Source organism: Gimesia benthica (assembly GCF_009720525.1).
GTDB classification, from domain to species: domain Bacteria; phylum Planctomycetota; class Planctomycetia; order Planctomycetales; family Planctomycetaceae; genus Gimesia; species Gimesia benthica.
Window position 1 is genome coordinate 550,156 of the sequence record NZ_CP043930.1, and the last position, 21,582, is coordinate 571,737.

The window sequence follows — 21,582 nt, forward strand, 5'->3', positions numbered from 1 at the left end:
TAGGGAATGCTTTGATCTAAAAGGCTGGTGGCAAATAATAACAGCCGGAACTGGCTGGGAGATGTGCTTGGAAGTGATTGATTTTTGATTGCGTCTTTGAAGTGGGAGCATTCTCCCGATTCTTCAAATCTGGTCAAGGCGGGTTATGCAAAAAAATGCCGCAGCCCAAACCGCTTGTAATTTTTACACAGACAACTGCTAATTCATCCAAACTGCTCCCTATCCACAGAACCAAAAGCAATGGGAGGCAGGGCTCCTTTCGGCTGAAATTCTGCCCCCAGAATCCACCTTAACCTGCAGCTTACACCGTCAGGTTCTTAACCCCCGCTACCCCAAAAATTAAAATTAGTATTTTTACCTATTTCATAGATAATGATATGGATTGTCTCGAAACCGGAAGGTATGCTGAGAAATTATCAGGCCCTATCCAATACATGTCCTAAATGCCTGATATCAAAAAACCTGAAGTTATAGGTCATTTTCAAACTGCAAATTCTTGCCAGCAATCTGAACCACACTGTGGTGCGTGATTTGCTGAATATAAAACAGAAGAAAGCTCTCTTTATGGAGAATGTATTCTTACTCTGATTTTCCCTGGATCCCATAATTCATTTCGCTGTGCCTAAGGAGAAAGAGGATGAAACTGAACTCGCGCCTCAAAAAAGGTTTTACTCTGATTGAGTTACTCGTCGTCATTGCGATTATTGCCATCTTAATTGCACTGTTATTGCCGGCAGTCCAGCAGGCAAGAGAGGCAGCCCGTCGATCGACGTGCAAAAACAACCTCAAACAGATAGGCCTGGCGTTCCACAATTACCATGATGCACACAGCTGTTTCCCCTTTTCCTGGTTTGTAGATGCCGCCAACCCTGCAAATCCGAAAGCCAGTGTTTACAACATCATGCTTCTCCCCTACATGGATCAGGCACCACTCTACAACCAGTGGAATTCATCGTATCCTGCTTTCGATCAGTTGGCCGCCATTCCTGCTGTGCAACAAAACCTGCAGGTCATCAAGAACCCACTTCCAGTCTTCATGTGTCCTTCCACACCAGAGGCCACAACCCACACCTACGACTTAACACCTGCCGGATTTCCACTTACCTACACCGCTGCTCGAACTGACTATTGCCCGGCTTTAGGGGTTCGCGGCACTTATTCTTCAATCGCCTACACCGGCCACCCGGCAGCTAACAGTCGATCCGGAATGCTGACCAATGTAGGAGTTGACCCCAGCAATCCTTCAGGGGGAAGCAATACGATTACCAGAATTCGTGATGTAATTGACGGAACCTCTAATACAATCCTGCTCGGCGAACGGGTGGGAGGCACAAATATCTATACTGGCACAACCATTCACTCGGCGTTCACATCCGCCTATGGCTCAACTAATGGTGGCGGATGGGGAGACCTCCTGAATGGTGAGCACTGGTACTCAGGTTCTCTCAGAGATGGTACACCCGATGGCCCCTGTGCCATCAACTGCACTAATATCAGAAGTGCAGGCTTTCTGAGCTTCCACGTTGGAGGGGCTCACTTTCTGCTGGGCGATGGCGCCGTCCGTTTCATCAGCCAGAATGTTGATGCCTACACTCTGGCATCTCTCACCACTCGTGCGGGGGGAGAAGTCCTCGGCGAATTCTAAACCTATCTTGCCCAAGCAACAGCAGGCTCAGCGTCAGATGCTACGTCTGGCGCTGACAGGTTTAGCCATTCCACATCAGCCACAACCGAGAAAGCTCCATGAAACGAATCAATGCCATTCCCCTGATTTTATTGTCGCTTGTATTCACAGGCTGCAACCATGTAGAGGAACCTTACACAAAAAAAACCTATCCCGTAAAAGGGAAAATCACCGTTGATGGCAAAGCCCCCGGGTCCCCGATTCAAATCAATTGCGTCAATAAGGGTGAAGTTGATACGGAACACCCTACGCTATCAAGAGGCTCAAGCGATAACGATGGCGTCTTTGAACTTTCAACTTATACAACCGGTGATGGTCTTCCTCCCGGCGAATACGCTCTGACTTTTGTCTGGAAGAAATTCGATTTGGTGAACCGTGGCTATAGCGGACCGGACAAGTTGAAAAAACGTTATGATTCACCACAGAAGTCAAAAATAGAATTTTCTGTTAAAGAGGGCGATGAAGTTGATCTGGGTGTCATCGAACTGACCACCAAATAAACCTTCCCGCAATCATCTACAAAACGGTCGCACCAGAATGACTCAACCAGGCGGCCCTAAATAGTTGCACGCCACTCCTGCTCATATACCGGAAGTAAAACATGTTGCAAAGAACCTGTATTCTCCTGTTATTTTTCAGCTTCAATTCGGTACTCCCTGCAGCGGAAAATGTAAACCTCCGCACCAGACCGGTAGACGCGAAAGAGGTTCCCGAGGCTTTCTTTAACTACATCCAGAAAGAAGAGCCTGAATACAAATGGGAAATCCATGACTCACTGTCCCACGACGGCGTGACAGCCTACCCTGTAGAGCTGACTTCACAAACGTGGCAGGGACACACCTGGAAGCACTGGCTCTACATCTTTGAGCCCGATCAGGTTCGGATTAACAACAAGGTTCTGCTGTTCGTCACAGGGGGCAGCAACGGCTCGCGCCCCAACGAAAAAAGACTCAAACCCGCCTTCCTGCTTGCCAAAACCACGGGAGCCCGCATCGCCTTACTGACACAGGTCCCCAATCAGCCCTTGTTTGATGGCAAAAAAGAGGATGATCTGATCACCGAAACCTGGCTGCAATACCTGAAAACGGGAGACGAAAACTGGCCGTTGCTGTTTCCCATGGCCAAAAGTGCCGTCAAAGCCATGGACGCCATTCAGGAAATTGCGCGCGAGCATCGAAGTATTGAGATTGACGGCTTCGTCATTACCGGGGCATCCAAGCGCGGCTGGACCAGCTGGCTCACACCCGTTGTCGACAAACGGATCATCGCCACCGCACCAATCGTGATCGACACCCTGAATTTCCGCAAACAGATGAAACATCAGATTGCCACCTGGGGAAAATACAGCGTCCAGATCATTGACTACACCAGCAAAGGCCTGATCGTTGAAGGGGTCGAATCCCCTCGGGAAAAACACCTGCGACTGATGATGGACCCTTACACCTACCGCCATCAACTCACACTCCCCAAACTCCTCGTCAATGGCACCAATGATCCTTATTGGGTCGTCGACGCCATGAAGTTTTACTGGTCAGATCTGGTAGGTCCGAAGTACATCCTGCAGGTCCCCAACGCAGGACATGACCTGGGGAATGGAGTCGAATACGCCCTGCAAACCATTGCAGCATTCTTCATCCATGCAGCAACGGGCCAGGAACTGCCGAACATAAGCTGGGACAACAGCAATGATTACGAACTAAAGCTGACTTGTGAGAGCAAACCGACTCGGGTCCGCATCTGGAGTGCTTACTCTGACGATAAGGATTTCCGTGACGCCCAATGGACGTCACAAGACGTTGCCTCGGAAGACAATAGCTACCTGGCTAAAATAAACAAACCAGAGAAGGGCCATGTCGCCTACTACATGGAAGCCATCTACCACATCAATGATATCCCTTATTCACTCTGTACCATTACTACCTCGAAGTAACTCAGGCTGGATTCGAGAGGGGGAGGTCCTTTTTCAAATTCTTAGAAAGAAGGTTTACTTTTCATCTATCAGTTTCTTCAGTGAATGTTAAGATTGAGTCAGAGGATAGACCCAAATCCAGTATGTTGATGGAACGATTTCAACTGGTGGTGAAAGGAACAACCACATGAAAAGTAACCCCCCCCCCGCACAGCCCAACCGCTTCCCGCAAACACAGCTTCACGTATTGCTCCCCGTAATTTCGAAGCGCCACACGCACTCGAATGTGAGATCAAGCACGCGCTGGCCATCGACTCCGATGTCTGCCTGAACTCTCTGGTCGTGCGTCGCACCAAAAATGGTGTCTGCCTGGAAGGTGTGCTCGAGTTCGATGACGAATGCCCGGATCTCAGCAAACGAATTCAGGCACTGACCGGCGTAGAAGAAGTCATCAACCACATGGTGATGAAACGCCGCATGCCTATCCCCCCCAAAGGCTGATAAACCCCTGCTGCACAGAGGATTCAGAACGTCAGGTCAGAGCACTACCTGCGCAAAACGTTTCCTGCACGTCTCCGATTTCACGAAAAAATGCTGAAATTCCTCTGTGCGCCGTTTTCAAGTTCTGATAAGTTTCGCGAATCAACCTCGCTGTTTTCGGCGTCGTCAGCTTTGATTCACGTCTTCAATCATGACCATGATTATCGGCGCCCGGACAAGCCTTTACCGTCATTATTTTCGATCCAGCTGCTGCCTGATTCAGGATGAAGCAGGGCACCAGTTGCAGGAACTTATTGAAGCACTTATCAGTAGCAGGAAGGCCACTATGAGTCTCAATCAACCCCCCAATCAGGACTTAATGGTTCAAATTCGCTGGCTTATCCGCAGAGATATGCCAGAGGTTCTCCGTATCGAAGAAGAAAGCTTTGAGTACACCTGGTCTGAAGAGTACTTTCTCAGCTGCCTCCGCCAGCGGAACTGCATCGGAATGGTAGCCGAACACAACCATCAGATCGTTGGATTCATGATTTACGAACTGCATAAATCTATGATCCAGGTACTGAATTTCGCTGTTGCCCCGGAATTTCGGCAGCAGGGAATCGGTCGCCAGATGGTACAGCGGGTGATCGACAAGCTCTCGCAGCAACGACGCCGGGAAATTGTTCTGGAAGTCCGTGAAACCAATCTTTCGGCCCAGCTGTTCTTCCGAAAAATGGATTTCCGCGCTGTCTCAGTGCTGCGGAATTATTTCGAAGACGCCGGGGAGGATGCTTATGTCCTCCAGTATCGCCTGCAGCGGACCGAACAGGAGTTTGCTCCTGGCCTATCTCCCAAGAACCGGATCACGAACTACCTGGACGCCTCCGACGCTGCCTGAAACTGACAGCACATGACTGAACTCTCGCACGGCGAAGCAACACAGAGTCCTGAGACGCCTGCGATTCAGCTGCGCGGAGTCCGTGTCCATAATCTCAAAAACATCGACCTGGATCTGCCTCTGCAGCAACTGGTGACAGTTTGTGGCGTCAGTGGTTCAGGCAAAACCAGCCTTGCCTTTGACACCCTCTATGCGGAAGGGCAAAGACGCTACCTCGAAACCCTCTCGCCGGCAGCACGTCAGTTCATTCATCAGTTGCCCAAGCCGGACGCTGACCGGATTACCCGGATCCCCCCTACGGTCGCTCTCAAACAGAACGCCGGACGACGCGCTGCTACAGGTAAAACACTGGAACCGAACGTCGGCATTGAATCCGGGATTCAGAATTACTTCCGCCTGCTGTTCAGCACCCTGGGAGAGGTTATCTGCTCAAACTGCCAGATCCCCGTCAAACCACAATCCCCAGAATCGGTCCTCACTTTCATACACAGCCTGCCTGAACAGACACGTTTCCAGATCTGCTTTCCTTTGGGATCTGTTTCTGATCGACCGACCGACAAACTGCTGGCCGAACTGATTCAGCAGGGCCTGACGCGCGCGATCATTGATCACCACTCCTGCAAGCTCGACGAATTGGGCACCAACAGCTCGATCACGAATAACTGCCTGATCGTACTCGATCGCCTCAGCACTCGTAAAGCAGATGATCAGCGTATCCTTGAAAGCCTGGAGCTGGCATTTACCGAATCTGCTGGTACAGCAACATTACTGGTAGAGCAGCTACCAGCAAGCCAACCGAAGGACACACCATTCATTGTTGATGAACAGGAATGGTACCGCTGTGATTTCTTCTCCAGCCTCACCTGCACGCGATGCCAGGAGAGCTACCTGAAGCCTGAGCCACAGCTCTTTAATTTCTTCAGCCAGATGGGTGCCTGCCCAGTCTGTCGGGGTACAGGTACTGCTCCTCAGTCAGGCGAACTCTCCTGTCGTTCATGCCAGGGAAGTCGCCTTAACTCCGCGGCTCGTGCCGTCCGGATAGCAGATTTGAACATTGATGAGTTGGGGGCACAAGCGATACCACAGATCAATTCCTGGCTGAGTCACCTCGATTCAACACCCGCGGCAACTTCGCTGGTCAGGGAGATCACTAATCGACTGCAGACATTGGAAGACCTGGGCATCGGCTACCTGTCCCTCAATCGCCGTCGTTCCACGCTTTCCAGCGGAGAGCAGCAACGAATCGCACTCACTGCCGTTCTCAGCTCGAACCTCGTCAACACACTTTATATTCTGGACGAACCCTCTTCGGGCCTGCATCCAACTGACAGCCAGCGTGTGATTTCGATACTGCAGCAGTTACGAGACCTCAATAACAGCCTGGTTGTCGTGGAACATGACCCGGAATTCATTCGTGCCTCAAACCACATTATCGAACTCGGCCCCGGTGCCGGTAGAGTTGGGGGAGAACTCGTTTTCCAGGGTTCAATTCTCGAAATGCAAGATGCGACTGACTCGCCAACCAGCCGTTTTCTCAACTCAACTCATTCCAATGACTTTGGATCCCTATCCGGAAAACAAGCGAGTGGATCGATCACCCTCACAGGCTGCACCACAAACAATCTGCAGAACATTTCAGTTACTTTTCCGCTGGGGCAACTCTGTATCGTTACCGGTATCAGTGGAAGCGGTAAAAGCAGCCTGGTGGAACAGACCCTGTTCCCCAGCCTCACCAGCGCACTAGCTGAAGAGCCCATATCAGCCCTGGAAGCAGGTTATGAGTCAATCTCCGGAACAGATCAGATCGACGAGGTTATTCTGCTGGATCAATCACTGATCGGCCAGACTCCCCGCAGCATCCCCGCGACCTACCTGAATCTGTTTGATGAAATCCGCAGCATCTTTGCCCAGACCGCTGACGCGAGACTGCGAAACCTGACAGCCAAAGACTTCAGCTTCAACAGTAAAAATGGGGGACGTTGTCCTGAATGCAAAGGAACCGGCTTCATCGAAATCGACCTGCAGTTCCTGGCAGATCTGACCATGGAGTGCCAGTCCTGCCACGGAGAACGCTATCAACGCGAACTTCTGGAGATAAAATATCGCAAACTGAGCATCGCAGATGTTCTGAAAATGACCGTCGATGAGGCATTCCCCTTTTTCCGGGGACAAGCGTCACTGCAGAAAAAACTAAAGCAACTCAAAGATGTGGGACTGGGTTATATCCCCCTGGGTCAGCCACTCCCATCCCTTTCTGGTGGAGAATGTCAGCGACTCAAACTGGCAGCTTACCTCACGACCAGCAGTCGTAAACGCACACTGTTCCTGATGAATGAACCAAGCCGAGGCCTCCATCCCCTGGACATACAATACCTGCTCAATTGCTTTGAATACCTGCTCACGGCGGGACACTCCCTGATTTTGATCGAACACAACCTGCAACTCATTCGGATTGCCGATCATATCATTGACCTGGGACCAGCCGCAGGAGAGCAGGGGGGCCAGATCGTAGTCACCGGCACACCCACCGAAGTGGCACAGCACCCCGACTCCCTCACGGGTGCAGCACTCCAGAAGCTGAACTCTGGTTTTTAGCAATCACACTGAATCAACGTCTGCGGCGTTGACGCTTCCCTTTTTTACCGCCCCTGCCGGATGATTTTCCTGACGCTGACTTGGTTGCTTTGCCTCCCGACTTTTTCAGATCGTCAATTCGGTCTCGCAGGAGTGCCGCCCGCTCGAACTCCAGTTTCTCCGCTGCTTCAAGCATTTCACTTTCCAGTTCATTGAGAAACTCCTGGGTAATGTATTCTGACTCGTCCGAAAAGCCGACTGACTCCCGCACAAACTGACGCGCCTCGATTTCGTCTTCAATCCCCCGCTTAATCGCTTTGCGAATCGTTTCCGGAGTGATGTTGTGCTCGCGGTTATACTCTTCCTGAATCGCGCGGCGGCGTTCCGTTTCCTCAATCGCACTCTGCATACTGGGAGTCACTCGATCTGCATAGAGAATCACCTCAGCATTCACATGTCGTGCCGAACGCCCGATTGTCTGAATCAGACTTGTTTCACTTCGCAGAAAACCTTCCTTATCTGCATCCAGAATGGCGACCAGTGACACTTCCGGAATATCCAGTCCTTCGCGCAACAGGTTAATCCCCACAACCACATCATACTTCTGCTCGCGGAGCCCCCGCAGAATTTCAACCCGCTCAAAGGCATCAAGTTCAGAATGCAGCCATGCGCAGCGAATGCCTTCTTCCTGAAAATAAGACGACAGATCCTCCGCCAGCCGCTTGGTCAGGGTCGTTACCAGCACACGCTCATTTACCTCCACCCGCTTGAGAATTTCTTCCTTCAGATGAGGCACCTGACCGCGAGCCGGGACAATGCGTATCGCAGGATCAATCAACCCCGTGGGTCGAATGACCTGTTCAACAACTTCCCCCTCAACGCGTTCCAGCTCCCAGTCGCCTGGTGTCGCGGAAACGAAAACAGTCTGCTTACGGCGTTCGTTCCATTCTTCGAAGGTGAGAGGCCGGTTATCGAGAGCCATTGGCAACCGGAATCCATGATCGACCAGGTTTGTCTTACGCGAACGATCCCCGGCAAACATGGCTCGAATCTGAGAGACTGTTACGTGCGATTCATCTACGAACAACAGGAAATCATCAGGAAAGAAGTCCAGCAGTGTATCCGGTGGGGAACCTGGTTTTCTGCCCGCCAGAGCACGGCTGTAATTCTCGATACCCGGGCAAAAGCCAACCTCCTCCAGCAGTTCCATATCGTAGCGGGTCCGGGCACTGAGCCGCTGAGATTCCAGCAACTTCCCTTCGCTCTGTAACACCTGCAGCCGCTCATCCAATTCTGTCTGAATCTCTTTGATCGCTGATTCAATCCGTTCCTGCGGAAGAACAAAGTGCTTGGCAGGGTAAATGTAGGCCTCGTTGACCGTTCGTAATACCTCGCCCGTCAAAGGATCAATGATCGCCAGGTTTTCGATTTCGTCTCCCCAGAACTCGATCCGATAGGCGAACTCTTCATATGCTGGCCAGCATTCAACTACGTCTCCACGTACGCGAAACCGGGCTCGCGCCAGTTCAACGTTGTTGCGATCATACTGAATATCTACCAGTCTGCGGAGCATATCATCCCGGTCAATCTCCTCTCCCACACGCAGGGGAATCATCATCTCCAGGTAGTCTTTGGGTGACCCTAAACCATAGATACAACTCACGCTGGCAACCACGATCACGTCCCGCCGACTGACGAGTGCACTGGTCGCAAGAAGCCGGAGTCGATCAATCTCATCATTGATCGAAGCGTCTTTCTCAATATAAATATCGCGCTGCGGGATATAGGCTTCCGGCTGATAGTAGTCGTAATAACTTACGAAATAAGTGACCGCATTATTCGGAAAGAACTCTTTGAATTCAGAATACAATTGCGCTGCCAGAGTTTTATTGTGTGAAAGTATCAGAGCAGGACGTCCCAGTTCTGCGATCACATTGGCCATTGTGAACGTTTTACCAGATCCGGTCACCCCCAGCAGAACCTGGTCAGACTTGCCTTCTTTGATGCCTTTCACCAGTCCATCGATGGCACGGGGCTGATCCCCCGAAGGTTGAAAGTCACTCTGTAACTGAAACACGGACATGGTTGCTCTACTCTCTGCGTCTGGTCAGCGCACCGGTTCACCTCTGACCGGAACGGGGAAATGCATCTCTTCTATGTCAGATATTGTAGAGCATCCTGGTGTCGCGAATAAAGGGAGCCACTGATTCCCGGCAGAGAACTAATAATCCCAGCCCGGACACCTAAAAAATGACTATGCTTCCGGATGGAGTGAGTCCGGATCGGTGTCGTCACTTAGACCCACCTCTGGTTGATCGCTCACAGCAGATTCGTCCTCAGGAGCAGCATCCGAAGCGACTTGATCAGGCTCAGTCTCGCCCGACTCGGGAAGTGCCTCTACTTCTACCTGAGCTGTCTGCACCATCTCGGGATCATTTGTTTCGACACTGGCAACTTCCTCTTCCGCATGCTCAGGTACCGACGCGTCAGTAGTCTCCGCTATCGGAGCGCAGTCTGAGTCTTGCGTTTCGGGCAGGGGAGCCATAATCCAGATTTCGCCGTAATCTTCCGGCTGATCTGCCCGGAAATGATGATGACGAAGCAGTTCCAATATCGCCAGAAAGATCCCGGTGATCCGACTGCGCAGTTTTTCGCCTTCAAAGAATGCACTGAAGGCGAGTTTCCCTTCCTGACGCACGCGGGCTCCGATTCGCTCTACATATGTGGAGATTGGCGTGTCGTCATAAGTGATGCTCGACTCCTCTTCGACTTCTTTGCGTTTCACTACGCGGGCCAGCGCACTGACCAGGTCCCAAAGTTCGACCTCCTTGATGAGATCCTCTGCAGGATCCTTACCCGATTTGGGCCGTTCATCTGATAGTCGGGGATAACGCTCCTGCCATTCAGCAGCGTGTTCTTCCAGAGCGTTCGCTGCATCTTTGAACTTCTTGTATTCCAGCAACTGCTGAATCAGATCGCTGCGGGGATCGTCAATCACTTCCGCAATTTCTTCTTCTTCCGCCCGGGGAAGTACCATCCGGCTTTTGATTTCCGCCAGGGTACTCGCCATCACCAGAAAGTCACCCACCAGATCCAGATCAATCAGTTCCAGCACGTCTAGAAACTCATTGAAGGATGACGTAATCGTAGCCACAGGCAGGTCCAGAATGTCGAGCTCATTCCGACGGATCAGGTACAACAGCAGGTCCAATGGACCACTGTATATCTGCAACTCGACCTTATATTGGGCAGTCGTCATAAGTTTGGTTCGGGCTCTGTCACGTAATATCGTCAGGGCAACATTACGATAACCTGTTCTCTGTCAGCGGGTTAGAATACTTATTTCAATTCAGGCGGTGGGCTATTTTTCGTCAGACTTCGCGCACACCAGCCTGCTATGATCGTTATCGTCAGATTAACCGTCACAAATTGAAACTTTCCCCAGCTTCGGAGGGGAAAAGAAAAATCGGCAAGTCCTGATGACTTGCCGATTTTGATTCATCGTTTTCCGATGACACAAAGCTGAAGCACCTTAAGTTCCTCTCAGCGATTTCATCCTGAACAATCGATGGAGAAGTGCCTCCGTGATCCATTTTGGAATCACGCTGCTTTGCGGACAGGCATTTGCAGAATTTGTGGTTCTGGCTCTTCGCAGGCAGCCAGGAAGTTTTCGAAGACCTGCATATCCAGAGCGGAAGCAGAATGATTCTGCGGGTGCCACTGCACACCGACACAGAACCAGTCCTCATCAGGTACTTCGATTGCTTCAACAACACCATCCGGTGCTGTTGCAGAAACCACAAACATTTTGGAAACATATTTCACAGCCATGTGATGCTGGCTGTTCACCCGAATTTCTCCGGGACCATACATTTTATCAACACGGGTACCAGGTACGATATCAATGATATGTCGCAGGTTCGCTTCAACACCATCACGGTGATACATGGCACCAGGAACATCTTCTGTCACATGCTGGTGCAGTGTTCCACCACTGATGACATTCATCAGCTGCATACCAGATCCGATGGCCAACAACGGCATTTTCATTTCCATGGCCATGGTGCAGACGCGACGATCAAAGTCTTCACGACGCAGGGGCATGGCGCGGGAAGCAGGGTGCTTTTCGAATCCCAGGCGAATCGGATCCAGGTCCAGAGCACAACCCGAAAGTACCAGACCGTCCAGCTGTTCGAGCATTTGTTTTAAGTCATCGTCATCGGCCAGCGGGGGAACCATGACGGGAATTCCGCCGGCATCGGTCACTGAGTCATAGTAGCCAGTGTAGAACCAGCTCAGTGCCTGTGTCTGTTTTTGCTCGGGGCGAAAGTCTCCGGTAATTCCGATCAGAGGTTTTTTTGACATCGAATCCATCCTTCACTTCAAATGCACTTCCTGTGCGGTCAAAACGGGTTGGGGAGGTAACGGGATATCCCCAAAAACCGGGGACCGGAGAAAGCAGAGCGATACGCTAACGAAGTGCGTTCGAGCGGATGAAATATCCCCCCTGTCGAACGAATAGAAAATAGAATCCATTCTCTTCTAGCGGTCCGTTCCTTCGGTCCGTGTCGGACTGATGTGAATCAGTCCGTTTGAATGTCGTCTGTGAGTCAGTTCGAATCATTCAAGTGGGGGGATCTTAGTACCCCGTCTGAAGGCTGTCCAGCGAATCGATCATTTTGAGCGATTATTTTTTCAAGTTGCAGATCAGACACCATATCTTGTGCCTTGGGTGTTTCGCACACCTGAATTTGCATCACAAATCGGCTTTTTTCAGAGAATTCTTTTGAAACTGGGGTTTTCCCTGCGACAGACTGGCAGGCTTAAGCCGTCTCTAAAGCTTCATTCTGTTGATTTGACTCGGTCGACAACGCCGGCAGGGCGGACGCACCAATGGCTGCCAGCAACAGGCAGGGAATAATCGCATAAAAGGCCAGATGGGGAGCTCCCAACGAAACGAAATGACTCGTAATTTTTGCCTGAATCATTCCGCCACCTCCCCAGGCCATGCCCATGGTAATTGCTGAAGCAACACCACCACCTTTGGGAAACAGTTGATGAGAATAAGAAACCATCGCTGGACTCGTCCCCCACAACACCAGCCCGCTGGGAACCAGCAGGAGCGTCATCAACCACGTGGGACAGCCTTCCCAGCCCAACACCAGCATCAGCGGAATTCCCAGCAGCGGACAGGCAATCATAAACGCTTTTTCGTGACCGGATTTGAACCGGAACGCCATCAGTAACATGCCGACACTGGCAGAAAACAGAAAAACGGATTGCACTAACCCAATTTGAAAAGCAGAAACATTCTGATCTTTAAGAATGAAAGAAATCAGTTTGTCCATCGCCATGTTTGGAACCAGCCTCAATGAACAGACCATAAACAGGAACAGTGCCAGAGGGATTTTTCCTTCCAGCATATGATAGAGCGATTGAGGTTTCTGAGTTTTATCGCGTTCGAACAGTTTTGCTGGTGGTTTTCCAACGTAGTGTAGAATCAGGATCAAACCGGCATACAAAGGAGCCAGGATCCAGACACTTTTCAAGCCCCAGGTTGTAACAATGGCACCACAGGCAATCGGTCCCAGCGCCAGTCCCATTGCGCCACCAAACATGAATAGCGACAAACTCCGTGTCCTGCGTTCGGGGATCAGAGCTCCCGCGACCACAGCGGCCTCGGGATGAAAGGAACCGATGCCCACGCCCCCAGTAACAATGCCACACACAATACCGCCACATTGGGAGCAGGTCCGACCAGAGGCATCATGATCGCCCCCAACACAGGACCAATCCATAAAATTGAGGGAATTGGATATCGATCGCGAATATAGCCGAAAACGGGTTGCGCCAGCGATGAAGCCAGTGCATGAATCGTCAAAACCAGAAACAATGCGTTTTCCGAAAGCGAGTGTACCCGTTCCAGTTCCCCCCAAAGGGGACCGACCACAATGGCTGAGGCATCAACGATGATGTGCGTGAGCGTGAGACAGATCAGACAGCGATAAGCGTAGGGCATTTTGAAACAGAATTTCGAGGCAGGGGATCAAACAGGAGGACAGCTGATATTCTACTGATGTGCCCCGTGAATTGGAAATCGGCTGCCCTGGAGCAGTCTGAGTTTTGATATGTTTTCGGCACGTGATATACAGGGATGATGCATTGTGATTTTAAGAAAAACAGGCTATACCAGCAGAAGTTCAGTGACTCAACCTTCGATTCAGGAAAGATGGATACTTGGAAACAGCGGCAGAATGGTCCTTTGACTCAACCAGTGAAGCAGATACCCGGCGTCTAGGGGCACTGTTGGCCGCTCAACTGGTTCCAGGCACGGTCATTGCCCTGAATGGGAATTTGGGTGCCGGTAAAACTCGACTCGTCCAGGCGATTTCCGCGGCACTGGGAGTCGATCCTTCTGAAGTAAACAGCCCCACCTTTGTACTGGTGCAAGAGTACGAAGGTCAACTTCCGCTCTACCACTTCGACACCTATCGTCTCAAAGATACAGACGAATTCCTGGAACTGGGAGCAGACGAATTATTGTATGCAGAGGGAGTATGCCTGATTGAATGGGCGGAAAAAGTTTCAGAAGTGCTGCCCCGTGATGTCTTGCAGATCACGATCACACACGCCTCAGAAACCGCTCGTCGCTTCGAATTCAGCGGACTGGGTCCTCGTTCAGCCAAAATCATCGCCGCTCTCAAAACCATAGGCTGAAACCATAACACCATAATGCCGCATCGGCAGGGAGGCCAGACATGATAAATCCAGCTGAGGAGAAACTGCTTGTTACAGGTGCGACCGGACTGGTAGGCAGCCAGGTGATCCAGCGGGCGCTAGAACTCGGTCAACCAGTCACCGCTCTGGTCCGCTCTGTAGAGCAGGCGTCATTCCTGCAAGAGCAGGGGGCAGAACTGATTGAAGGCGACCTGACCCGTCCCGAAACTCTTCAAGGCAAGCTCTCGGGCGTTACCCAGGTCGTACATACCGCCGCCAAAGTGGGAGACTGGGGTAAGGTCGAAGAATACCGTCAGACCAACGTTACCGGTTTAATGAACCTGATCGCAGCTCTCCAGGAACAATGTAAGCTACAGCGATTTATCCATATCAGCTCCCTGGGCGTTTATGCAGCCCGTGATCATCATGGCACTGATGAAACCGAGCCCCCTCATGCATCCGGCATTGATGGTTACACTTTGAGCAAAATCGAAGCAGAGCAACTGCTCCAGCAACAGTCGATTCCATATACCATTTTGCGTCCCGGATTCATTTATGGCCCCCGCGACCGGACCGTTCTGCCCCGAATTCTGGAGCGACTCCAGTCTGGTCAGTTTGCATATCTCGGCTCTCCTGAGAAACTGATGAATAACACCTATGTGAAACACCTGGTGGATGCTATCTTTCTCGCATTGAATCAGGAACAGGCCGTCGGTCAGATATACAATATCACCGACGTTACCCTGGTCAGCAAACGGGAGTTCATCTCAACGATCGCAGAACAGGCCGGATACAAGTCACCAGAAAAAGTAGTCCCACTGTCGGTAGCCCGGCACCTCGCGAAACTGCTTGAGCGACTCTGGCGTCTGCTGGGAAAGAAACAGGCCCCCATCCTCTCTCAGGCACGTATCAAGTTTCTGGGATTGAATCTGGACTATAGCACGCTCAAAGCGCAGCATGAGCTGGGCTATGCACCACAGACGACCTATCAAGAAGCCATGTCAGAGACTATTGACTGGTTTCGAGAACATCAGAAATTGCCAGGGTAACTCTTACTTGTGAATTCCCTGTGAAAATACCTGTTTTTATAGATCTCCAGAGAATGGGTATTTGACCCGACTCTCTCTTCAAGCTTAGAATAGCCACATGGAAAGTGAACTGACGTCTGCACCCGATCTGCCAGAGACAGAAACAAATCTCCCCCAGCGGAGTCGGCGGCGGTATATCATCAGCTATCTGATTCAACTGGCTATTTTCCTGACGATATACATCCTTTCCATCGGTCCATTGTTCTGGCAATGGTTTGCTTCGTACCACTCAATGAGCTCCCCATTCTTCGCCGCATTCTATATGCCACTCTTACTGGCCTGTGACCTCTGTCCGCCCCTCGCAGATGGCGTAAACTGGTACATCAATCTCTGGATCTAAGCCACCTGACGATTCAGGTCAGTCAAGCTTGCAGCAGCTTTCAGGATCTGGTCGCCTGAAAAGAGACGCCCTGAATTCCCAGGCTTTTAACATCAAAGCTCGTCCATATCAAAAACCCAAACCTCAGTAGCGTAAGGTAGATTGACAAACCCAATATTCCAAATACACTCATTAACTGGAGCACTGTCGTGGAATTCTCCCCAGTGTCCTGCCTTAGATATCTCTCACTGCGCAAGCCAATAACTGCCTGGACGGCAGCCATCATATGGGAGCACGGAAACTCATGAGCGACACACGTCCTTTTGCTCACCTGCATTGTCACACTCATTTCAGCATGCTGGATGGCGCCAGCCGCATTCCGGAAATGGTCAGCAAGATCAAAGAAGCAGGCATGAACTCGCTGGCAATCACCGACCACGGCAACCTGTACGGAGCGATGGACTTTTATAGCCATTGCCGGAGTCAGGAAGTCAATCCGATCCTGGGTCTGGAAGCGTATATTGCCCCCCGCAGCCGTTTCGAAAAGGGGGCTTCGCGGATGAAAGAGGCCAGTTTTCACCTGACCTTGCTGGCCCAGAATCGTCAGGGGTTCGAAAACCTGATCAAACTCTCATCCATGTCTTACCTTGAAGGCTTTTATTATAAGCCGCGAATCGACAAGGAGATCCTGGAAGCCCACAGCGACGGACTGATCCTGCTGACAGGCTGTGCCGCAGGCGAACTGTCGCACCATATTCTGGGAGAAGACTGGGAAGAGGCTGAAAAGCTATGCGCCTGGTATGAAAAAGTATTCGGCGATCGCGTGTATATGGAGATCCAGAATGCCGGTCTGGAGATTCAGCGGCAGTGTATGGAAGGCACAGTCGAACTGGCCAACAAAATGGGCCTGCCACTGGTTGCCACCAACGATGCGCATTATGTCGAACAGGAAGATGCTGTTGCCCAGGACGTACTGCTCTGCGTAAGTACGCGTGCGGTCGTAAGTGATGAAAAACGGATGAAAATGACAGGAGACCAGTTCTTCGTCCGTACTCAGGAAGAAATGTATAACGCGTTCCCCGGCTTTGAGGATGCGGTTGCCCGCACACAGGAGGTTGCCGAGCGGGTCGACATTCAGATGTCGGACAAAAAATTCTACCCGGTATTCCAGCCACCGGATGGCATGACAGACACTCAGTATCTGCGCAAACTCTGTGAAGAACGCCTGCCCCTCAAGTACGGTGATGAATTGAGCCAGGCGCACTGGGATCGTCTTAACAAGGAACTGGGCGTCATCGAGCAGATGGGTTACTCCAGTTACTTCCTGATCGTGTGGGACTTTGTCGTCTTTGCTGAAAGTGAGAAGATCCCCTGTACGGCCCGTGGTTCGGCTTGTGGAGCCATTGTAGCTTTCCTTCTGGGAATGTCGCAGGTCTGCCCCCTGAAGTACGATCTCCTGTTCGAACGATTTCTCGACCCCAGCCGTACCGAACCGCCCGATATCGATATCGACTTCTGTCGTGACCGCCGTCAGTTGGTGATCGACTACACCAAAAAGAAATACGGCGAACGCAGCGTGGCCCAGATCGGAACGTTCGGTACACTCAAGGCCAAAGCCGCCATCCGTGATGTCGGCCGTGCGCTGGGCGTCCCCCTCGCGCGCGTCAACGAAATTGCCAAGATGGTTCCCGATTCACTGGGGATCAAGATCAAAGATGCCATCAAGGAAAGTCCCGATCTGCAAGCCGCCTACGACCAGGATATGGAAGTAAAACAGCTGCTTGATCTCGCTATGCAGTTGGAAGGTCTCTGCCGCAGTGCAGGGACCCACGCTGCGGGAGTGGTGGTCGCCGACTTGCCACTTTCTGAAGTCGTCCCCCTGCAGACAATCACCGGCAAAACGGACATTATCACCCAGTGGGATGGTCCTACCGTGGAATCGGTGGGGCTGCTCAAGATGGACTTCCTCGGTCTGCGAAACCTCACTATTCTGGACAAAGCCGTTCAGAACGTTAAGAAGCATTGTGGGATTGAAATCAATCCGCACCAGCTTCCTCTGGACGATGAAGAAACGTTTGCCCTGCTGCAACGCGGAGAAACAAAGGGCATTTTCCAGTTGGAAAGTGGAGGAATGCGTGACCTGCTGACCAAGATGAAGCCGGACAAGTTCCAGGACATCATCGCTACGTCGGCCCTGTATCGCCCGGGTCCTCTGGAAGGGGGGATGGTGATGCAGTACGTCGATGTGAAACACAACCGGATTCCGATCCCTAAAGTTCATCCGATCGTGGATGAAATTCTGGAAGAAACCTATGGCGTGATGGTTTACCAGGAACAGGTGATGCGGATTCTGAACCGCGTCGGAGGGATTGAGCTTTCTGCCGCGTATCGTTGTATTAAAGCGATCAGCAAGAAGAAGCTCAAAATCATCGCAGAGTTCAAAGACCAGTACATCGCAGGTGCCAAAGAACGGGACATGGATGAAAAACTGGCAATCGAACTCTTCGACATGATCGAAAAATTTGCCGGTTACGGTTTCAATAAATCGCACTCCACAGCTTATGGGGGGTAGCCTATGCAACTGCGTACCTTAAAGCGCATTATCCCAAAGAATTCATGGCCGCCTTGCTTTCCTGTGGGATGGAGAGCCATGAGCGAATCAACGAGCATGTCGATGACTGCCGCAGAATGAAAATTGAAGTTCTGCCACCGGACATCAACCGGTCCGATGTGGAATTCAGTGTCGATGGCGAAAAGATTCGTTTCGGCATGGGCGCCATCAAGGGGGTCGGGGAGCAGGCCCTCGAAGAAGTAGTGAAAGAACGGGAAGAAAACGGTCAATACAGCAGCCTGTATAACCTGTGCGAACGTGTCGACCCCAAATCGTTAAACCGCAGCACCTTGGAAACACTAATCAAAGCTGGTGCCTTGAACAGCCTGGGCGGCAATCAGGCACAATTAATGCTGACTGTAGAAAGAGCAGTGCAGTCGGCTCTCAAGATTCACAAGGACCGCGCACGCGGGCAGAAAAGCCTGTTCGGCGATGAGCCTGCCAGTGATGAATCCGATTCTGCAGATGAGGCACTGCTACCAGAAGCCGAAGACTGGTCGAGGGCACAGAAACTCGCCGCTGAAAAGGAAGTATTTGGTTTTTACCTGACTTCACATCCCCTGGCTGAAATGGGTGATGCCTTGACCAAGTACGCGCAGAATAGAACGAATGAACTCGCAGAAATGGAAGACCGGGACGAAGTCATTCTAGCCGGCATGGTCTCCTCCATCAAAAATGCTGCCACCAAGAAACCCAGTAAGAACGGTCACACCCGGTACGTAAACTTTGACTTTGAAGATCCGCACGGCCTGGTACGCTGCATTATGTGGCCCGAACAGTTCGCTCGCTTCGGGGAAAAGGTCAAGATGGAAGCCATGGTGATCATCAAGGGTAAGATAGACAAACGGGGCAGGGAGCCCAACGTAATAGTGGACCAGTTACTGACTCTCAACGACGCCCGCAAACAGTTTACCGACCGGTTGGCGATTAACTTCAAACGAGGAGTCCACACGCGACAGGATATGGTCAATGTACATGATGTGCTGACGCAGTTTCCAGGACAAACCGAGGTTATTCTGGTCGTCGATTCCGTGGACCAGGAAAAGCCGGATACGAGCTTGAGGTACGTCTTGAACCCGCCCGGTAATCTTCGCGTGTCCTGCAGCGAGGAGTTCGAAAACCGCCTGAAAGCCACGATTGGTGAAAGTCATATCCACTTTCACACTCCTGTCGTGAAGAAAAAAGCGATTGGCGGAAGTATCGGTCGCTAAGCCCGTTGCAGCGACAAACCGTTTAAAAGTGCTGTTTTCGACTGATTTTTAAGAAATCCGGGGCTCCAGACGAACCGAAAATAAGATATAGTTGCGCTACCGATACGGTAAATTTGCACATTCAGGAAGAAAAAATGGTTAAAAAAACATCGGGAATACTTTTGCTGGCGCTGACAGGACTCTCAGCACCGTTCTGGTTTTCTGCAACCAGGGCAAACCAGCAGACAGGAGAATCCCGTCAGCCACTGCAAACCCGTCAGGCCGTTCTGCAGCAGATTCCACCTCGTGTAAAACCAGAGTGTGAGAGAGCGAATTCCCCTCAAAAGCCTGTATCTCAGGCTCAAGAATCGGACGTCATTACTGGCGAGATGATTTCACAGTTGACTCCCGAAGAGATTCTGACCCGGCTCGTTGGACGTTGGGAGCAGACCAAAAGCACCAGCCGACAGATCCTTACCATCGAAGAGAACGGCAAGGCGACGATGATCGTCGAACCTCAGGGACTCTGGACTGCTGTCCTGGGAGACCGGGTCACGATCAATATTGAGTGGAGCCTCAATCAGGGGAAACTGACACTGCGAACCATTGGCGGAAGTCCAGAGAGTAAAGTAGATTACATCAAACAACTCTGGGGAGAAGAATTTGTCCGGGAAATTCACAGCATTGAGAACAAAATGTTCACACTGCGGGATGACTCCGGCGAAGTGAATCAAAAATGGATCCGCACTTCCTACTGATCAAAACTTCCGTTTATCCCGTCAGTTACGCTTCCATGCCACTCCGAAACTTGTACTCTCATCTATTTCGCCTATCATAGAGGCACATGGCTTCTGCCTCTGATCTTGCGAATTCAGGCAGGACGCTCAAGATTCACCTTCTGTTGCATTTTCTCTATACAGAAATCCACACACCGTAATTCAGGCGGGTGAAGAAGCGTAATTAAGAGGCTGGCACTTCAGCCAGTGATACCAACGTTGTTTACTACTGAAAGATCTTTTTTAATGAGCACTCAGGTTCCCGCATCTTCTTCTCGCTGGCAGTCGCTGGCGGACCAGGTTTTATCCGGTTATCAGCTGACCCGTGAAGAGGGTCTGGAAATCTTAAATTCATCTGACGATGAGCTTCTGGAACTGCTGGCAGCCACCTATCGGGTACGGCAAAAATACTTTGGGAAACAGGTTCAACTCTATTACCTCAAAAACGCCAAGAGCGGACTTTGTCCAGAAGACTGCGGTTACTGCTCACAAGCCCGCGGATCCAAGGCAGACATTCCTAAGTACCGTATGCTGAATGAAGAGAAGCTGCTCGAGGGCGCCAAGGCCGCCGATGAAGCTAAAGCAGGTACTTACTGTATCGTCGCCAGTGGACGTGGCCCCACCGACAAAGAAGTGGAGCACGTTGCCAGTGTGGTAGAGAAAATCAAATCAGAATACGACCTTCGCATCTGCTGCTGCCTGGGACTGCTTAATGAAGAGCAGGCACAGCGTCTTTCGCAGGCCGGCGTGAACCGGATCAATCACAACCTGAACACCAGCCGCGAATACTACGACAAGATCTGCTCCACCCATACGTATCAAGATCGCCTGAATACTCTGAAAGTGGCCAGGGAAGCCGGAATGGAACTCTGCAGCGGACTGATTGTCGGCATGGGAGAAACACTGGAAGACATAGTCGATGCCACTTTTGAGCTGCGTACCCTGGAAACCAAATCGATCCCGGTCAACTTCCTGAATTCCATCGAAGGTACTTCACTGGAAGCAGTAGATGAGCTCGACCCCCGTCACTGCCTCAAGGCACTCTGCCTGTTCCGCATGGTTCATCCCTCAACGGAAATCCGAATTGCAGGCGGACGCGAAGTAAACCTGCGTTCGATGCAGGCCATGGGGCTCTATGCTGCGAATTCCATGTTCGTCAGCGACTACCTCACAACCAAAGGGCAGGCCGCAGAAGCAGATTATGAAATGATTTCTGATCTCGGATTCGAAGTCATTGTATCGGGCCACGAAATGGATGCATCCACTGAAGCCCCCGAACTGGCAGGACAAACCGAGTCCTGCTGAGCCCGCTATATTATCACCCCAGGAGGGTTTT

At 51.3% G+C, this 21,582-nt stretch carries 18 protein-coding genes; 13 read left to right on the forward strand and 5 right to left on the reverse strand.

Annotated elements, in window-relative coordinates; all coding sequences use genetic code 11:
- The first annotated feature begins 637 nt into the window (after positions 1–637).
- The 6 genes from F1728_RS02305 to F1728_RS02330 all read left to right on the forward strand — a co-directional run bounded on the left by F1728_RS02305 (position 638) and on the right by F1728_RS02330 (position 7,566).
- On the forward strand, positions 638–1,645 hold the full coding sequence (locus F1728_RS02305) for a DUF1559 domain-containing protein (RefSeq protein WP_149345766.1): 1,008 nt from the start codon (positions 638–640) through the stop codon (positions 1,643–1,645).
- A 98-nt stretch (positions 1,646–1,743) separates the two neighbouring features.
- Positions 1,744–2,184, forward strand: a complete 441-nt coding sequence (locus F1728_RS02310; RefSeq protein WP_155362730.1) for a hypothetical protein — start codon at positions 1,744–1,746, stop codon at positions 2,182–2,184.
- 101 nt (positions 2,185–2,285) lie between these two features.
- Positions 2,286–3,614, forward strand: a complete 1,329-nt coding sequence (locus tag F1728_RS02315) for a PhoPQ-activated pathogenicity-related family protein (RefSeq protein ID WP_155362731.1) — start codon at positions 2,286–2,288, stop codon at positions 3,612–3,614.
- Positions 3,615–3,935: 321 nt separating this feature from the next.
- A complete protein-coding gene (locus tag F1728_RS02320; RefSeq protein ID WP_155362732.1) occupies positions 3,936–4,094 on the forward strand; it encodes a hypothetical protein in 159 nt (52 codons plus the stop codon).
- 325 nt (positions 4,095–4,419) lie between these two features.
- Entirely contained in the window at positions 4,420–4,971 is a 552-nt protein-coding gene (gene rimI, locus F1728_RS02325) for a ribosomal protein S18-alanine N-acetyltransferase (protein ID WP_145040142.1), read from the forward strand.
- 12 nt (positions 4,972–4,983) lie between these two features.
- Positions 4,984–7,566: an excinuclease ABC subunit UvrA gene (locus F1728_RS02330; RefSeq protein WP_155362733.1), complete on the forward strand. Its 2,583-nt coding sequence runs from the start codon at positions 4,984–4,986 to the stop codon at positions 7,564–7,566.
- 13 nt (positions 7,567–7,579) lie between these two features.
- Here F1728_RS02330 and uvrB read toward each other — a convergent pair whose 3' ends face one another.
- The 5 genes from uvrB to F1728_RS31170 form a co-directional block, all read right to left on the reverse strand.
- Positions 7,580–9,628 (reverse strand): excinuclease ABC subunit UvrB, encoded by a 2,049-nt coding sequence (uvrB, locus tag F1728_RS02335; RefSeq protein ID WP_155362734.1) that lies wholly within the window; start codon positions 9,626–9,628, stop codon positions 7,580–7,582.
- 171 nt (positions 9,629–9,799) lie between these two features.
- A complete protein-coding gene (locus F1728_RS02340) occupies positions 9,800–10,804 on the reverse strand; it encodes a segregation and condensation protein A (RefSeq protein ID WP_155362735.1) in 1,005 nt (334 codons plus the stop codon).
- 341 nt (positions 10,805–11,145) lie between these two features.
- Positions 11,146–11,910, reverse strand: coding sequence for a gamma-glutamyl-gamma-aminobutyrate hydrolase family protein (locus tag F1728_RS02345; protein ID WP_228030471.1), 765 nt, complete (start codon positions 11,908–11,910; stop codon positions 11,146–11,148).
- Positions 11,911–12,368: 458 nt separating this feature from the next.
- Complete coding sequence (locus F1728_RS02350) at positions 12,369–13,274, reverse strand: MFS transporter (RefSeq protein ID WP_194242648.1); 906 nt, start codon at positions 13,272–13,274, stop codon at positions 12,369–12,371.
- The gene (locus F1728_RS31170) at positions 13,199–13,564 is read right to left on the reverse strand and encodes an MFS transporter (RefSeq protein WP_194242649.1); all 366 of its coding nucleotides are present in this window, start codon (positions 13,562–13,564) and stop codon (positions 13,199–13,201) included. Before F1728_RS31170 ends, F1728_RS02350 begins: the two co-directional genes overlap by 76 nt.
- A 218-nt stretch (positions 13,565–13,782) precedes the next feature.
- Between F1728_RS31170 and tsaE the strand changes: the two genes are divergently transcribed.
- The 7 genes from tsaE (at position 13,783) to bioB (ending at position 21,551) form a co-directional block, all read left to right on the forward strand.
- The gene (gene tsaE, locus F1728_RS02355) at positions 13,783–14,262 is read left to right on the forward strand and encodes a tRNA (adenosine(37)-N6)-threonylcarbamoyltransferase complex ATPase subunit type 1 TsaE (protein WP_155362737.1); all 480 of its coding nucleotides are present in this window, start codon (positions 13,783–13,785) and stop codon (positions 14,260–14,262) included.
- A gap of 41 nt (positions 14,263–14,303) precedes the next feature.
- Positions 14,304–15,311, forward strand: coding sequence for an NAD-dependent epimerase/dehydratase family protein (locus F1728_RS02360; RefSeq protein WP_155362738.1), 1,008 nt, complete (start codon positions 14,304–14,306; stop codon positions 15,309–15,311).
- Positions 15,312–15,408: 97 nt separating this feature from the next.
- Positions 15,409–15,690: a hypothetical protein gene (locus F1728_RS02365; protein ID WP_149345758.1), complete on the forward strand. Its 282-nt coding sequence runs from the start codon at positions 15,409–15,411 to the stop codon at positions 15,688–15,690.
- Positions 15,691–15,973: 283 nt separating this feature from the next.
- Positions 15,974–18,241, forward strand: coding sequence for a DNA polymerase III subunit alpha (locus F1728_RS32820; RefSeq protein ID WP_228030472.1), 2,268 nt, complete (start codon positions 15,974–15,976; stop codon positions 18,239–18,241).
- 44 nt (positions 18,242–18,285) lie between these two features.
- Positions 18,286–19,491 carry a helix-hairpin-helix domain-containing protein gene (locus F1728_RS32825; protein ID WP_228030473.1) on the forward strand — a complete coding sequence of 402 codons (1,206 nt, stop codon included), beginning with the start codon at positions 18,286–18,288 and terminating at the stop codon, positions 19,489–19,491.
- Between the two features lie 134 nt (positions 19,492–19,625).
- Entirely contained in the window at positions 19,626–20,228 is a 603-nt protein-coding gene (locus tag F1728_RS02375) for a hypothetical protein (protein WP_155362739.1), read from the forward strand.
- A 264-nt stretch (positions 20,229–20,492) separates the two neighbouring features.
- A complete protein-coding gene (gene bioB, locus F1728_RS02380; RefSeq protein ID WP_155362740.1) occupies positions 20,493–21,551 on the forward strand; it encodes a biotin synthase BioB in 1,059 nt (352 codons plus the stop codon).
- Positions 21,552–21,582 lie beyond the last annotated feature (31 nt).

What these genes read in the sequence shown, in the direction of transcription:
- F1728_RS02305 (WP_149345766.1), top strand. Translation starts at nt 638, where the DNA reads ATGAAACTGAACTCGCGCCTCAAAAAAGGTTTTACTCTGATTGAGTTA.
- F1728_RS02310 (WP_155362730.1), top strand. Translation starts at nt 1,744, where the DNA reads ATGAAACGAATCAATGCCATTCCCCTGATTTTATTGTCGCTTGTATTC.
- F1728_RS02315 (WP_155362731.1), top strand. Translation starts at nt 2,286, where the DNA reads ATGTTGCAAAGAACCTGTATTCTCCTGTTATTTTTCAGCTTCAATTCG.
- rimI (WP_145040142.1), top strand. Translation starts at nt 4,420, where the DNA reads ATGAGTCTCAATCAACCCCCCAATCAGGACTTAATGGTTCAAATTCGC.
- F1728_RS02330 (WP_155362733.1), top strand. Translation starts at nt 4,984, where the DNA reads ATGACTGAACTCTCGCACGGCGAAGCAACACAGAGTCCTGAGACGCCT.
- uvrB (WP_155362734.1), bottom strand. Translation starts at nt 9,628, where the DNA reads ATGTCCGTGTTTCAGTTACAGAGTGACTTTCAACCTTCGGGGGATCAG.
- F1728_RS02340 (WP_155362735.1), bottom strand. Translation starts at nt 10,804, where the DNA reads ATGACGACTGCCCAATATAAGGTCGAGTTGCAGATATACAGTGGTCCA.
- F1728_RS02345 (WP_228030471.1), bottom strand. Translation starts at nt 11,910, where the DNA reads ATGTCAAAAAAACCTCTGATCGGAATTACCGGAGACTTTCGCCCCGAG.
- F1728_RS31170 (WP_194242649.1), bottom strand. Translation starts at nt 13,564, where the DNA reads ATGCCCTACGCTTATCGCTGTCTGATCTGTCTCACGCTCACGCACATC.
- F1728_RS02360 (WP_155362738.1), top strand. Translation starts at nt 14,304, where the DNA reads ATGATAAATCCAGCTGAGGAGAAACTGCTTGTTACAGGTGCGACCGGA.
- F1728_RS02365 (WP_149345758.1), top strand. Translation starts at nt 15,409, where the DNA reads ATGGAAAGTGAACTGACGTCTGCACCCGATCTGCCAGAGACAGAAACA.
- F1728_RS32820 (WP_228030472.1), top strand. Translation starts at nt 15,974, where the DNA reads ATGAGCGACACACGTCCTTTTGCTCACCTGCATTGTCACACTCATTTC.
- F1728_RS32825 (WP_228030473.1), top strand. Translation starts at nt 18,286, where the DNA reads ATGGCCGCCTTGCTTTCCTGTGGGATGGAGAGCCATGAGCGAATCAAC.
- F1728_RS02375 (WP_155362739.1), top strand. Translation starts at nt 19,626, where the DNA reads ATGGTTAAAAAAACATCGGGAATACTTTTGCTGGCGCTGACAGGACTC.
- bioB (WP_155362740.1), top strand. Translation starts at nt 20,493, where the DNA reads ATGAGCACTCAGGTTCCCGCATCTTCTTCTCGCTGGCAGTCGCTGGCG.